Origin of the sequence: Micromonospora marina, assembly GCF_900091565.1 — a bacterium.
Lineage (GTDB): Bacteria > Actinomycetota > Actinomycetes > Mycobacteriales > Micromonosporaceae > Micromonospora > Micromonospora marina.
The window spans coordinates 14,130-28,102 of sequence record NZ_FMCV01000037.1 but is presented as its reverse complement, the minus strand read 5'-3'; the positions used below and the strand labels follow the sequence as shown (position 1 = coordinate 28,102).

At 69.6% G+C, this 13,973-nt stretch carries 10 protein-coding genes; 4 read left to right on the top strand and 6 right to left on the bottom strand.

What is annotated here, in order from left to right:
- The 4 genes from GA0070215_RS26900 to GA0070215_RS26885 all read left to right on the top strand — a co-directional run.
- Positions 1-315 (top strand): UTRA domain-containing protein (locus GA0070215_RS26900; protein ID WP_141708259.1); only part of this gene is annotated, 315 nt, incomplete at its 5' end.
- Between the two features lie 57 nt (positions 316-372).
- Positions 373-948, top strand: a complete 576-nt coding sequence (locus GA0070215_RS26895; protein ID WP_091051433.1) for an HD domain-containing protein — start codon at positions 373-375, stop codon at positions 946-948.
- A gap of 486 nt (positions 949-1,434) precedes the next feature.
- On the top strand, positions 1,435-2,100 hold the full coding sequence (locus GA0070215_RS26890) for a nucleotide exchange factor GrpE (RefSeq protein WP_091051430.1): 666 nt from the start codon (positions 1,435-1,437) through the stop codon (positions 2,098-2,100).
- Between the two features lie 11 nt (positions 2,101-2,111).
- Positions 2,112-4,277, top strand: a complete 2,166-nt coding sequence (locus GA0070215_RS26885; protein ID WP_091051426.1) for a GmrSD restriction endonuclease domain-containing protein — start codon at positions 2,112-2,114, stop codon at positions 4,275-4,277.
- Positions 4,278-5,007: 730 nt separating this feature from the next.
- Here the strand turns inward: GA0070215_RS26885 and GA0070215_RS26880 are convergent.
- From GA0070215_RS26880 to GA0070215_RS26855, 6 genes are all read right to left on the bottom strand, one after another.
- Positions 5,008-6,828: an acyl-CoA dehydrogenase gene (locus GA0070215_RS26880; RefSeq protein WP_091051422.1), complete on the bottom strand. Its 1,821-nt coding sequence runs from the start codon at positions 6,826-6,828 to the stop codon at positions 5,008-5,010.
- Positions 6,829-6,844: 16 nt separating this feature from the next.
- Positions 6,845-8,305, bottom strand: a complete 1,461-nt coding sequence (locus GA0070215_RS26875; protein ID WP_091051419.1) for an ATP-binding protein — start codon at positions 8,303-8,305, stop codon at positions 6,845-6,847.
- A 163-nt stretch (positions 8,306-8,468) separates the two neighbouring features.
- Positions 8,469-9,662 carry an alanine--tRNA ligase-related protein gene (locus tag GA0070215_RS26870; protein WP_091051415.1) on the bottom strand — a complete coding sequence of 398 codons (1,194 nt, stop codon included), beginning with the start codon at positions 9,660-9,662 and terminating at the stop codon, positions 8,469-8,471.
- A 338-nt stretch (positions 9,663-10,000) separates the two neighbouring features.
- Positions 10,001-11,539 (bottom strand): glycosyltransferase, encoded by a 1,539-nt coding sequence (locus tag GA0070215_RS26865; RefSeq protein ID WP_091051412.1) that lies wholly within the window; start codon positions 11,537-11,539, stop codon positions 10,001-10,003.
- Positions 11,540-11,709: 170 nt separating this feature from the next.
- The gene (locus GA0070215_RS26860; RefSeq protein WP_018787168.1) at positions 11,710-12,849 is read right to left on the bottom strand and encodes a fatty acid desaturase family protein; all 1,140 of its coding nucleotides are present in this window, start codon (positions 12,847-12,849) and stop codon (positions 11,710-11,712) included.
- A 14-nt stretch (positions 12,850-12,863) separates the two neighbouring features.
- Positions 12,864-13,955: a ferredoxin reductase gene (locus tag GA0070215_RS26855; protein WP_018787167.1), complete on the bottom strand. Its 1,092-nt coding sequence runs from the start codon at positions 13,953-13,955 to the stop codon at positions 12,864-12,866.
- Positions 13,956-13,973 lie beyond the last annotated feature (18 nt).

The following is a 13,973-nucleotide window of genomic DNA, read 5'->3' as shown; positions in this document are numbered from 1 at the left end:
CCCGTCGGCCCGCAGCCCGCCACGCCGCACCACCCGACAGCATCCACACAACCGCAGACCACACCCCAAGATCAACTTAAGCTACGCAGCATTGCTCGTATGGACGCCATCGGCGTACGGGTCGACGAGGTCGTGGAACGCGTCAGCCTTCGATCAGCGACGGCCGAGGAGGTCGAGGCTCTCAACCTGCCGGCCCGCACGTTCGTGCACACCATCGAACGGACGTACACCGCGAGCGGCGCGCCGGTGGAGACCGCCGACATCGTGCTACCAGGCGGCCGATACGACCTCGTCTACCGTCTTTCCGTCGATTGAGAAAAGCGCGAGGGGGATGCGATGTCGACAAGCCCGCCTGATGAGGGATTGATTCCGATGGGGACCGATCCTCACGCGGGAGCCATGAGCTTCATCTTCGAGGCCGGAGTGCTCAAGCGCGCCGCGCGCACCGGATGGTGGTTCGCCGGCGTGAAGCACCCCGAATCGATCGCCGAACACTCGTTCCGCACGGCACTCATCGGCATGATGCTCGCAGCCATGGAGGGCGCCGACCCGGGTCGCGTCTCGATGTTGTGCGTCCTGCACGACACTCAGGAGACCCGGATCACCGACATCCCCCACATCGCCAAGCGCTATCTCACGGCCGCACCCAACACCGCCGTCACCGCCGACCAGGTCGCCGCCTGCCCTCCCGCCGTTGCCAACGTGATCAACGCTGCCGTCGCGGAGTACGAGGCCGGCGAAACCCTGGAAGCCAGCGTTGCCCGCGACGCGGACAAGTTGGAGTGCCTTGTTCAAGCGGTCGAGTATCGGCATCAGGGAGTCGCGGATGTTCAGCGCTGGATCGACAGCTCGCGGGCCGCACTGCGGACCACGTCCGCTCATCGTCTTGCCGACGCCGCCGTAAGCGGCGCACCGATGGCGTGGCTGACTCCGCCCGCCCTGCCATAGACGTCGGATGCCGCCCGGCCCTCGCCGGCTTTCACATCTGCCGAGGAGCGGGATGTCGCCAACGGACGTTCACCACCCCCTAGCTTGATCGGTTTCGCCCGGTGAGACCCGGTGGCCGTCACGCTGAGCAATTCATTTTACGCGTAGCACCCTCGAACTCGTTACCCTATCGAATCACCAGTGTGATCCAGCCACCGAGCCGCGCGACTTAGCCACGCTTAACCAACCGTCCCTCCTCCGCGCTTAAGTCACCGAAGAGGGAGGTGGGCCGGTTTCACGAGCTTCGCCGCGGGCGCCAGTTGAAGAACAGGCGTACCGCACCGGGCGCCGTGGTTCGAGCAGAACCGACGACAAACTACTCAGGTCCGTAGCAAGGCGGCGGGCCTAACGGAAGATGAAGCGGTTGTCGCGCATCGGACAGTGATGCATGTCGACCCGTGCGCATAGCATGCAAGCTACATAGAGCTCGGACCTGGGGGGCGGTACGTGTTGGACGCAGGAACCCTCGTCAAGCAGTTCGCGGAGGAACCAGGATCGGTCTTTCTCGACGTGATCCGAACCGCGTCCGAACCGATCAACGCGCAAGCGATCAAGGCCCAGGTAATTGAGGCGGGTGTCAAGAAGGCAGACGTCGATCACCGCTGGAGGCTTTTCCAACGCGGGGTCAAGTGGCATCCACATATTACTGCCGTGAACAAAAAGTACGGATGGTCGGCCGAGCGGCAGTCCGCTCGGAGCTCACTCGACGTGTTGGCCGGTCATCTGCTCAAGAAGTTGCCGTCTTGGGTCGCCCAACATCTTGTGCAGAACGTGGCTGCTGCGCTCGACGCCAGCGAGGCGACCGCCTCCGGGTGGGATCACGAGTTTGAGGAGGCCAGACTGGTCGCCGACCTTGCCGTGGCAGTCGAGGTCCTGCAGTCTCGCGGTGACACGATTACAGAAGTCGTGAAGCTCCTCGAAGATGAGGCGCGGCGCAAGCGGCTGTGGCCGCTCGGCCGGCCCGGCGAGAGTCTTCTATTCGACCCGGACTCCCACGAGGCCGAGTCGGGTGCACCCGACAACGGAACCGTCGTTCGGGTAGTGCGCTCCGGCTATATCTGGCGCGGACGGGGTGAGCCCATCGTGGCCGCCAAAGCGGCCGTGGCCCTTTAGGACCGGCGCTCATGGCCAGGAAGCGCAACGCCAAGAAGCTGGTCAGCGCCCGCGAGCAATCCATCGACGCGTTGTTCGGCACTGAGTCGTTCGCTCTCGACTACTACCAGCGCGAATACGTCTGGGACGAACCGCAAGTCGCGCGACTGATGAATGACCTCTCCCGAAAGTTTCTCGGTCAGTGGAGCGACGAACACTCACTGGCCGATGTAAAGACGTACGATCCGTACTTCCTCGGCCCTTACATCATCTGCACCGCTGATGGGCGAATCTCGCTGGTCGATGGCCAGCAGCGCATCATCACGCTCTTACTGCTGTTGATCTACCTGCATAGGCAGGCAGCGGTGACTCCGAAGGCAAGCAGCAGGGCCGGCAAACTTTTGACCATGATTATGTCCGGACGGTTCGGCAGGCGGACGTTCCGTGTGGACGTCGACGAGTACGGCGCCTGCTTCAGCGCTCTGCTGAACGGCCGTGGATTCGACGTCGCTGGCGCACAGCCTCCTGTCCGGCGCATCTGGCAGGCGTACCAGTACATCGACATCCACTGCCCTGCACAGTTGCGCGGCGATGTCCTGGTCATGTTTATTGACTGGCTGCTCTACCGGGTCTCCCTGGTCGTGATGGATGCAGGCGACCGCGACCGCGCAGAGGAGATGTTCCAGTCGATCAACGACTGCGGCATCCGGCTCTCGCCGATGGACCACCTCAAGCGTTTCCTGCTCAGCGATGCCGAGGCGGATCCACGTGAGCTGGAGGGCACATGGACCACCATGGTGTCGGCTCTGGAAGACGTTGAGAAGGGCGCCGCGTTCGCCTACCTTCGGACCGTCTTCCGGGCGAGGTTTCCTGAGGCCGCGCAGAAGCCGGGGCCGAGCCTGAACGACGCTACACATGAGTGGGTGCGGGCGCACGAGGCAGAGATCTGGCCGAACCGCAAGAACGGCGACCGGGTCCGCCTTATCACCGAGTTGCTGTACCCCTTCCACACCACATACGTCACGCTGCTGCAAGCACGATCCCGGATCAACCCGCATCTGCAGGGCGTGCGGTACAACACATTCAACGGCATAGCCGAGCAGTTCGACCTCTCCCTCGCTGCCCTACGGTCCGGCGACTCGGAGACGGAGCGGCTGCAGAAGGCCGGCTTGGTGGCCAATTTCCTCGATCTCTTCTACGTGACGCAGACGCTTGGCGACGAACCGGTCGAGCAGCGACACATCGATGAGCTCGTCTCCGCAGTCATGCCTGCCGTACGACTGTCCGAGTCGGTTCAGGAGCTCAGCCGCGCCCTCGGGGAGCACGCCGCAGACTGGCCAGTCCGGCTGCAACTCCTCCCGGAATTGCGCTACGACACCAAGCGCAGGTTCGTGCACTACGTGTTGACGCGCCTGACCGCATGGGTCGAGATGGGCGCGACCAATGGCGAGGCGGATCCCACCGACCGCTTCCTCCTCCGCCGAGACCGTGACCGCGACTTCGAGATCGAACACCTCTTCACCAGCACGGCGTCGAAGTACGCGCATAAGGCGCCCGACGCCCGCTACTACGGCTTCCTGCGGAATCGGATCGGAGCGCTCCTACTCTTGGACGGTCCGGAAAACGGTAGCTACGGCGGAACTCTCTTGGAGGAGAAGCTCGCGTCGTACCGGAAGGACACTCTGCTGGCCGGGATGCTCAACCCGGACTTTTTCCAACGAGGCAATGTCCGGCTCCGCAAATTCCTCACCGGCGCGGGCCTGTATGGCATGATCGCTACCTATGACGCAAGCACCGCGCTGGAGCCGTTCATCGAGGCGCGCGGTCGCTTCTACTACGAAATCGCCAAGAGGATATGGAGCCTGGACGCCCTCGGACTGGCCCCGCCGTCAGCGCCCGGCACCCTCGCGCCCGCTAAGCGCACTCGCTACGGAGTCCGGTTCCAGGACTTGGTTCAGGCAGGCTTGGTAAGTGTGGGAGACCGGCTCGTCGGCCGCAGACGCGGCGAACTGTACTATGCCCGGATCCGCCCAGAAGGAAGCATCGAGACCGCTTCCGGTGTCGCGAGCGCGCCCACTAAAGCGATGGAAGACGCGGTCGGCGTAGCCAGCAACGGCTGGGCCTTTTGGGAGGTCGAACGAACTAAGGAGCGGCTCGACACCATCCGGCAGCGCTACCTCGAACAGGTAGGCCGTTAGGGCCTCCCGATACCACGCGGCACCTGCTCGTTGACGTCGACGTCGCGCTCACCGACGAGATCCTCGACCAGATCGACGAGATCGGTGCGCCCGGCACCGATGTCAGCCGGCTCGACCAGGCATACCTGCCCCGGCCATGCTGAACCCGAACCTGCACCCCGTCGACCGGTCAGTGACCGTGGCGCCGCCTCACCGTCAAAGAACAACCACTGGAGGACAGCATCTGGCGTACGGATGTGGCGCAATGGCGTTTGCGACGATAGAAGATGGCCGACCGTGTGACTGCGGTCCGGCTGATCCTCGTCAACATGGTGAATCACTGGTTCTACCTGCGACAGCTTACCTTCATCGGCACTGGACTCACCTATCCTGTGGCTATGGTCATCTGCTCAACGACGAGGATCAGCGCGGCGTTCCACCCCCGTTAGGTGGCCGCGCCCCGCGGCTCCGAAAGGGGCAACGATGTCTCATACGGACAAAGACGGTCCGCATTCCCCGCGAACCGGCCTGCGATTGCTGGTCTGCGGCGGAGGCCCACCGCGCTGGTTCGTCGACGCAGTCTGGACCAGCAGGGAGCGTCAGGCCGCGAGAGTCGCATGCCGCAACGCCGCGAAGGAGCACCGGGCTAACGAGGTGGTCGACACCGTCCCGACCACCCGGCAGCACCGACACGGTGCGCAGTGGCTCTGGTGGTGACGGCACCCGTCGGCCTCACGCCACCCCGAGTAGCTCAGAACCAGCTCTCGCGCATGTCCAGCGTCGTCCGGTCCAGCCCTTCCAGCAGATCGAACTGCGCTCCCACCTTCGGCAGCTCCCACCGGTAGAAGTACCGCGCCGCCTGCCTCTTCCCCGCCAGGAACTCCCCCTCGGCCCCGTCCGGTGACCCCAGCGCCTCCGCCGCCAGCACCTGCTCCAGCCACATCCACGCGATCACCACGTGCCCGACCGCCTCCAGGTACACCGAGGCGTTCGCCAGCGCCAGCTCCGGATCGCCCGGCGCCCACAACCGCCGCGTCACCACGGCGATCCGGTCCACCGCTGCGGCGAGCTGTCCGGCCAGCTCGGAGGCGAACCCCTCGGCCTTCCAGGCCCGGGTGACGGTGCCGCGGATCGTCTCCAGCAGCAGTTCCAGGGCGGCGCCGTCGCGCATGGTGACCTTGCGGCCGAGCAGATCGAGGGCCTGGATGCCGTGGGTGCCCTCGTGGATGGCGTTGAGCCGGTTGTCGCGCCAGTGCTGCTCGACGTCGTAGTCGCGGGTGTAGCCGTACCCGCCGTGCACCTGGATGGCCAGGTCGTTGGCGGCCAGGCACCACTGCGCCGGCCAGCTCTTGGTGATCGGGGTGAGCAGGTCCAGCAGCAGCTGCGCCCGTTCGCGGTCGGCCTCGGCGGGCGCGGTCTTCTGCTCGTCGAGCAGCCGTCCGCAGTAGAGCACCAGCGCGAGTGCGCCCTCCACGTAGCTCTTCTGGGCCAGCAGCATCCGGCGTACGTCGGGGTGAGCCACGATCGGCACCTGCGGCGTGGTCGGATCCTTGTCGGCGACCGGGCGGCCCTGCGGGCGCTGCCGGGCGTACGCGACGGACTTCAGGTACGCGGTGTAGCCGAGCGCGGTGGCGCCGGCCCCGATGCCGATGCGCGCCTCGTTCATCATGTGGAACATCACCGCGAGCCCGTGGTGCGGCTGGCCCACCAGATAGCCGACCGCCCCGGCGCGCCCGTACGGCCGGTGCACGCCCTCACCGAAGTTCAGCAGCGTGTTGGTGGTGCCGCGGTAGCCGAGCTTGTGGTTCAGCCCGACCAGCACCACGTCGTTGCGCGGCCCGAGGTTGCCGTCGTCGTCGAGCAGTACCTTCGGCACGATGAACAGCGACAGGCCCTTCACGCCGGGCGGTGCGCCCGGGATGCGGGCCAGCACCAGGTGGACGATGTTCTCGGCCAGTTCGTGGTCGCCGCCGGAGATCCACATCTTGGTGCCGACGATCCGGTACGTGCCGTCGTCCTGCGGCTCGGCCCGCGTGGTCAGGTCGGTCAGGGAGCTGCCGGCCTGCGGCTCGGACAGGCACATGGTGCCGAAGAACCGCCCCTCGACCATGGGGCGTACCCAGGTGTCGATCTGCTCGGCGCTGCCGTGGGCGAGCAGCAGGTTGGCGTTGGCGAGGGTGAGCATCGGGTACGCCGACGTGCCGACGTTGGCGGCCTGGAACCAGGCGAACGCGGCGGCGGCGACCGTGTGCGGCAGTTGCAGGCCGCCGACCGACTCGTCCATGGTGGCGGCGAGCAGCCCGGTCTCGGCGAACGCCGCCAGAGCGGCCTTCACCTGCGGGATGGTCCGTACGCGCTGCCCGTCGAACGTGGGTTCGCCGGTGTCGGCGGCCCGGTTGTGCGGGGCGAACCGTTCGGCGGCGACCCGGGCGGCGAGGTCCAGCACCTCGTCGACGGTCTCCCGGGTGTGCTCGGCGTAGCGGGGGCGCTCGGTCAGCCGGGTCACGTCCAGCCAGTCGTGCAACAGGAACGCGAGGTCACGGCGGGACAGCAGCAGATCGGACGAGGACAATGTGGACTCCTTCCGGTCAGCCGCGGCGCAACCCGGCGACGGCCTCCCGCAGGTCATCCTGACCGATCGGAGCCGGTGGCGCACCCTCCGCCGCCTCCCGGAGCGCCTTGGCGAGTTGCACCCGGCGCAGCGCCTCCCGCAGGTCCGCACCGGTCAGCCCGGCCGTGTCGACGGCCAGGGCGGCCGGGTCGAGGTCGTCGGCGAACATCCGGAAGCCGGGCCGCTCGTGCCGGTCGATCAGCTCGCGGACCATCTTGGTGAGGATCTCCGCACGCCCGGCCTCGTCCGGCGCGGGAATGGCGATCTTCAGGTCGAAGCGGCCGGAGCGGATCAGCGAGGCGTCCACGCGCTGCGGGAAGTTGGTGGTGGCGACCACGATGACGTCGGGGTTCTCCTCGAACAGCGTGTTCATCTCCTGCTTGAAGATGCCCGCTACGGCGTTGACCGCCTGGCTGGCCGCGTCGCCGCCCGCACCGGCGTAGCTGATGATCGAGTCGAACTCGTCGAACAGCATCACCGTGGGCCGCCGGTAGCGGCGTGCCTCCCGGAAGATGCGCTTGATGTTGCGTTCCGAGCCGCCGAGGTACTTGTCCAGGATCTCCGGGGTGCGGATCTCCACGAAGTCCGCGCCGACCTCGTTCGCGAGGGCGCGGGCCAGCATGGTCTTGCCGGTGCCCGGCGGCCCGTACATCAGGATGCCCTGCGGCCGGCGCGCACCCCAGCGGGCCATCGCCTGCGGGTGCCGGAACGACACCGCCACCTCGCGGAACCGGGCGACCACGTCGGGCAGGCCGCCGACCTGGTCGAGGGTCACCGCCGCGCTGCGCGGCCCGGCCACCACGACCGGTCGCCGCCCCACGAGGTACGTCCGTCCGCACAGCACGGCCGGTTGCTCGCTGTCGCCGGACAACTCGCGTACGGCCTGGAGCAGCAGGCCCAGCATCGCCCGCAGGTGCGCCGGACCCACCTCGGCGCTTGGTACGTCGGCGTGGATGCGTACCGTGCCGTCGTCCTGGTCAACGCGGGGCCGCAGCCCGGCTTCCCGGGCCGTGCGCAGCACCTCCCGACCGGCCGCGTCGCCCGGCGGCGCGGCGAGCGTGGCGACCGGTCGCGGCCAGATCCGCCGCCCGGCCTCGGCGGCCATCCGGCCCACCGCGGCGGCCGGGCCGTCGCCGCCGCGCGCGGCCAGCCGCTCGGCGAGCAGCACGCCGACCGGCCCGGCCAGCCCGAGGGCGAGCAGGCCCGCGGGTGCGGCCTCCACCCGCAGGTACGCCTCGAAGCGGTGCACCGGCGGCTCGGCGGCGGTGTCGACGCGCACGGTGCAGCGGACCTCCCGCACCGGGGCGGGGAAGTCGCCCCCGGCCAGCAGTTCGACCGGTCCGTCGACGGCGGCGGCGAGCAGCCCGGCCGCGTCGGTGATGCGCACCTCGGCGCCGAGCAGCGGCACCGTCTCCTCGTCCGGCCGTACCTCGGTCATCGGCAGCCCTCTCCTCGCGGCGGCGTCCGCTTCCCTCGCGTGGCGTCCGCCTCCGAGTCTGGCACCGGCCCGACCGGGCGGCCACCGCTGCGCACCCGGCCCTCACTCACCCGGCCGCTACTCGCCCGGTCGCCGTCTCGGCCGCTACTCGCCCGGTCGCCGCTCAGCCCGCCTCGGCGAGCAGGCCGTCGACCAGGTCGCGGGGCAGGCCGTGGGTGTCGTGCAGCCAGTGGTAGTCGCGGTCGGTCAGTGGCCCGCGCTTTCTTACCCGGTCGACGAGCGGCCGTCCGCGTCGCAGCAGCCCCCGGAATCGGCGTTCCTCGTCCACGATCGTCGCGTGCAGCGCGCCGACGTCGACCGGCTCCGCGCTCGGATCGGGCAGCTGGCGGAAGAGGCGCAGCGTGTCCGCGTACAGCTCGGGTGGCAGGTCGTCGAGGGTGCGCGCCGGGTCGTCGCGCCACAGCACTGTCAGCGCGCGGCGCAGCAGCCGCCGCAGCACGTACCCGCGGCCGGTGTTGCCGGGGCGTACCCCGTCACCGAGCACGACCACCGCGGACCGCAGGTGGTCGGAGACCACGCGCAGGTCCTCACCGCGCAGGTTCCACCGGTCGCGGACCGCCTCCACCCACTGGCGCAGCCCGTCGCCGGTGAACACGGACCGGTCGCCGCGCAGCACCATCTCCAGCCGTTCCAGGCCCATACCGGTGTCGATGCTGGAGTGCGGCAGCGGCGTGAGCCGCCCGTCGGGGTGCCGGTGGTAGCGCATCTGCACGTGGTTCCACACCTCCACCCAGCGCTCGTCGCTGCTGGGCGGGCCCGTGGGCGGGCCGTCGCCGGTCCACACGAAGATCTCCGAGTCCGGTCCGCAGGGGCCGGTCGGGCCGTTCGACCACCAGTTGTCCTCACCCAGCGCCTCCACCGGCACGCCGAGCCCGGTCCAGGTGTCCCGCGCGGTGCCGTCCGGCCCTTCTCCGTTGCCGCCGCCGAAGACCGTGGCGTGCAGCCTCTCCACCGGGATGCCGAACCCGCCGGTGAGCAGGTCGAAGCCCCAGCGGAGGCTGGTCACGATGTCGTAGTCGCCGAGCGACCACGAGCCGAGCATCTGGAACACGGTCAGGTGGGTGTCGTCGCCCACCTCGTCCAGGTCCGTGGTGCGCAGGCACCGCTGCACGTTCGCCAGTCGCGGTCCGCCCGGGTGTGGGCGCCCCAGCAGGTACGGCGTGAGCGGGTGCATGCCGGACGTGGTGAACAGCACCGGGTCACCCGGCGGCGGGATGAGTGAACTCTCCGGCGCGTCCCGATGGTCGTGCCGGTGGTAGTGGTCGAGGAACGTCCTGATGATCTCGTCGGGCGTCATGGCGGGTGCCTTCCGGGTACGGGTGACCGGACGGCCCGCCGCGCGCGTTGGCGTCGACACGACGACGCCGGCGGACCGTTTCCGGTCGCCGGCGTGGGAGTGGGGCAGGTCAGGCGGCGGCAACCGGCGAGCGGGAAGCTCGCGCGGCTGCGGCGGTAAGACTGCGCCTGCTCTGCATACGTCGACGCTAGCCCGATCCACACCGTCCCGCCCAACTCTTTTCCCGCACACCCGTACCCCCGTGCCGGCGCAAGATCAACACAACTTCCCCGAGATGGCGGGGTCACCGGCCCTCGGATGCCGCCACCTCGCCGAGCTGGAGTTGACCATGCTCCCCGTCAGGGGGTGGGGGTGAGCAGGCGGCGGTAGAGGACGTCCAGGCGTTCGGCCTGCGCCTCCCATGTCCACCCGGGCAGCGGCGAGTCCTCGCCCTCGTAGGCAGCACGGTAGCGGGCCGGATCCGCGAGCACCGCCCGGACGGCGCGGGCCAGATCGGCGGTGTCGCGGGCGCGGAACACCTCACCCTGACCGGTGGCCCGGACCGTCTCGGCCATGGTCCGGACGTCGCTGACCACGATCGGCAGCCGCGCGTGCGCGTACTCGAAGAACTTCGTGATCAGCGCGATCTCGTGGTTGGGCCAGTGGTGCAGCGGGATCAGCCCGATGTCGGCAGTGGCGAGGAACGCGACGAGCTGGCGGTGCGGCACGTACGGCAGCACGTGCACCCGGTCGGCCACCTGATGCCGGGCGGCGCGGGCCACGACCTGACGGACGTAGGCGGCGGCCGGGTCGGCGACGACAAGGGCCAGGTGCACGCCGGGCAGCAGCGGCAGCGCCTCGACCACCGTGTCCACGCCGCGCTGGACGGCCATCGCCCCGCTGTAGACGAGCAGCGGCGTGTCCGGGGGCAGACCGCACCGCTTCCGCAGGTCGGGAGCGGCCAGGTCGGCGGGCTCGAAGGCGGCCGGCTCGGGAGCGGACGGCTCGAAGGCGGACGGCTCTGAGGCGGCGGTGACCGGGGCGTTCAGGATCACGGTCGGGCGCTCGGGCAGGGCGTGATCGCGTACCAGCAGGTCGGCGAGCGTGTCCGAGACGGTGACCACCGCGTCGGCGTGGCCGGCGAACTCGCGGACGTAGCCGAGGTGCGCGGGCAGCCAGCGGGCGTTGTCGCGGCGCGGCCGGGCACCGGGCAGCCACTCGTGCGCGTCCCAGACCAGCTTGGTGTCGCGTCCGGCGGCGCGGGCACGCTCGACGGCGCGGGCGGCCACGCCGAGCATCCGGAAGTCGTGCGCGTGGATCAGGTCGGGGCGCAGCTCGTCGACGACCGGACCGGCGACCCGTTCGTAGTCCCAGAGCCCCGGTTCCAGCCGCCGCCACGCCCCGTCGCGCAGCCGGGCCCGCCAGTAGCGGACCTGGGCGTGCTCCACCGGCCGGCGGACCAGTCGCGCCGCACGCAACGGCAGCCCGCCCCGGGCCACCAGCCGAGCCCGCAGCCCGGACACGCCCCACAGCCCCGAGACGCCACGCAGGCCGGAGCCGTCGCGCGAACCAGCGCCACGGCCCGAAGCGGAGACGTCGGCGCCCTCGGGGCCGGGGACACCGCCGCCCGGGCGGGAGACGACGGCCGGTGCAGTGGCGGGTGGTGCGGTGGCGGGTGGAGTAGCGCGAGCGGCGGCGAGCGGCAGGACGCGTACCTCGGCCTCGCCGAGCCGCCAGCGGCGTTCGGCGTCGACGTGGGCGCAGCCGATCAGCGTGACGTCCCAGCCGGCGTCGGCGGCCGAGCGGGCCGTCTTCTGCACCCGCGAGTCACCGTCGACCGCGTTGTCGACGAGCATGACCACGCGCCGGCCGAGCCGCGTCGTGTCGTCGCGCCGCATCGGCGTTCCACCCCTTCACCCGTACGCCCGGACGGGCGCGAGTGTACGGGGCCCCGGGACCGTTCCGGCGGCCGCGAAACGGGCTCTGAGCTGTGGCGATGCCGGCCGTGCAGCAGACGGTCAGGTGCCGGCCGGTGGAAGTTCACCGGCCGTGCACCGAACGGGGCGGGTCAGGCCGCGCCGGAGGTGACGAGTGGGGCCGGGGCGATCGGCTGCCGGCTGTCCCTGCGGTTGGGCAGCGACAGGCGGATGACCTTCCACCAGGCGGAGGCGACCTGCTTGGGCAGCGGGCCGGTGGTGTACCGCAGGCCGTACCTGTCGAACAGCGCCCGTACCTGCGGGGCGACCTCCTGGTAGCGGTTGCTGGGCAGGTCGGGGAAGAGGTGGTGCTCGATCTGGAACGACAGGTTGCCGGTCATGATGTGCAGGAGGCGGCTTCCGCTGATGTTGGCCGAGCCGAGCATCTGCCGCAGGTACCACTCGCCGCGGGTCTCGCCCTCGATGGAGGTCTTCTCGAACGTCTCCACGCCGTTCGGGAAGTGCCCGCACATGATCACCGAGTGGCTCCACACGTTGCGCAGCAGGTTCGCGGTGAACGTGGCAGCGAGCGTGGACAGGAACGACGGCCCGGACAGCAGCGGGTGCACCACGTAGTCCTTGAGCACCTGGCGGCGGATCTTGCGGCCGACCGCCCTGGCCTTGGCCCGGAACGTGGGGTCCTTGAGCTTGCGCTGCTTGAGGTGGTCGCCCAGCTCCATGTCGTACGCGGCGATGCCGTACTCGAAGAACGCGGCGTTGAGCAGGTTCCACAGCGGCTGCCCGAGGTGCATCGGATGCCACGGCTGGTCCTCGTCGACGCGCATGATGCCGTACCCGAGGTCGTTGTCCTTGCCGACCACGTTGGTGTACCGGTGGTGCAGCTCGTTGTGCGACTGCTTCCACTGGTCGGCCGGGGAGACGTGGTCCCACTCCCAGGTGGTGGAGTGGATCTTCGGGTCACGCATCCAGTCCCACTGGCCGTGCAGGACATTGTGCCCGATCTCCATGTTCTCCAGGATCTTGGCGACCGTGAGACCGGCCGTGCCGACGAGCCAGGCCGGCGGGAACAGCGAGAACAGCAGCACCGCACGGCTGCTCATCTCCAGTGTCCGCTGGGTCTTGACCACCTTGCGGATGTAGCGGGCGTCCCGCTCCCCCCGGTCGGCGAGGACCCGGTCCCGGATCGCGTCCAGTTCCTTGCCGATGATCTCGATGTCCTCGGCGCTCAGGTGGGCGATCGGGTTGACGGCCTTCTTCTGGATGACGGTCACGTGGGTGGCTCCTGTCAGAGATCGATGTCGCAGGTACCGGCGGCGGCCGACACGCACGTCTGGACCAGCACGCCGTCCCCCGGTACGGCGGTGGTGACGTCGCCGTTGCGCAGGTCGCGGACGGCACCCTGGCGCAGCGGTACGACGCAGCCGAAGCAGATGCCCATCCGGCACCCGGAAGGCATCAGCACCCCGGCGCTCTCCCCCGCGTCGAGCAGGGTGGTGGCGCCGTCGGACTCGACGGTCACCCCCGCCCCGGTGAAGGTCACGGTGCCTCCCTCGCCCGGTGTGATCACCGTCGGGCGGAACCGCTCGGTGTGCAACCGCTCGACGAGGTCGTTGGCGGACCAATACCCCTCGACCGCGTCGAGCATGCCGATCGGTCCGCAGGCCCACGTCTGGCGGTCGAGGTGGTCTGGCACCAGAGCGGCCAGTTCGGCGACGTCGAGCAGGCCGTCGGTGTCGGTGTGCCGCTCGACCAGCCGCAGCGCGCCGCGTTCGGCGAGCGCGCGCAGCTCCGTACCGAAGATGACGTCGTCGCGGGTGGGTGCCGAGTGCACGAGCACCACGTCGGCCCGGTCGGCCAGCCCGGAGCGCAGCATTCCCATGACCGGGGTGATGCCGCTGCCTGCGGTGAGGAACAGGACGCGCTCGGGCGTCGCGGCGGGCAGCACGAACTCGCCCTGGGCCTGGTCGAGGTGCACGATCGTGCCGGGCCGGATCCGGCGTACGAGATGGTTGCTGACCTTGCCGTCGGGGATCGCCTTCACCGTGACGGAGATCCGGCCGTCGGCGGCGTCCGGGGGCGAGGTGAGCGAGTACGCGCGCCACTGGCGCACCCCGTCGACGTCCACGCCGAGGCGGATGTACTGCCCGGGCGTGTGGCCCTGCCAGGCGCGGCCGGGCTGGATGACCAGCGTGGCGGCGTCCCGGGTCTGCGGCCGGACGGCGACGATCCGGCCGCGCAGCGGCGCGCCCGCGCGCAGCGGCGCGATCAGGTCGAGATAGTCGTCGGGCAGCACCGGCGTGGTGACCGCTCCGGCCAGCCGCAGCAGCCTGTCCCGGAAGGTGACCTTCTGAGGGCGGCGGGAGGCAGTTGTGGTCATATGACCAGCGTGACCGCC

Bases quoted from the DNA above. Each gene is read 5' to 3' on its own strand.
- GA0070215_RS26855 (WP_018787167.1), bottom strand. From the start codon at position 13,955: ATGACCACAACTGCCTCCCGCCGCCCTCAGAAGGTCACCTTCCGGGAC.
- GA0070215_RS26875 (WP_091051419.1), bottom strand. From the start codon at position 8,305: ATGACCGAGGTACGGCCGGACGAGGAGACGGTGCCGCTGCTCGGCGCC.
- GA0070215_RS26865 (WP_091051412.1), bottom strand. From the start codon at position 11,539: ATGCGGCGCGACGACACGACGCGGCTCGGCCGGCGCGTGGTCATGCTC.
- GA0070215_RS26885 (WP_091051426.1), top strand. From the start codon at position 2,112: ATGGCCAGGAAGCGCAACGCCAAGAAGCTGGTCAGCGCCCGCGAGCAA.
- GA0070215_RS26870 (WP_091051415.1), bottom strand. From the start codon at position 9,662: ATGACGCCCGACGAGATCATCAGGACGTTCCTCGACCACTACCACCGG.
- GA0070215_RS26895 (WP_091051433.1), top strand. From the start codon at position 373: ATGGGGACCGATCCTCACGCGGGAGCCATGAGCTTCATCTTCGAGGCC.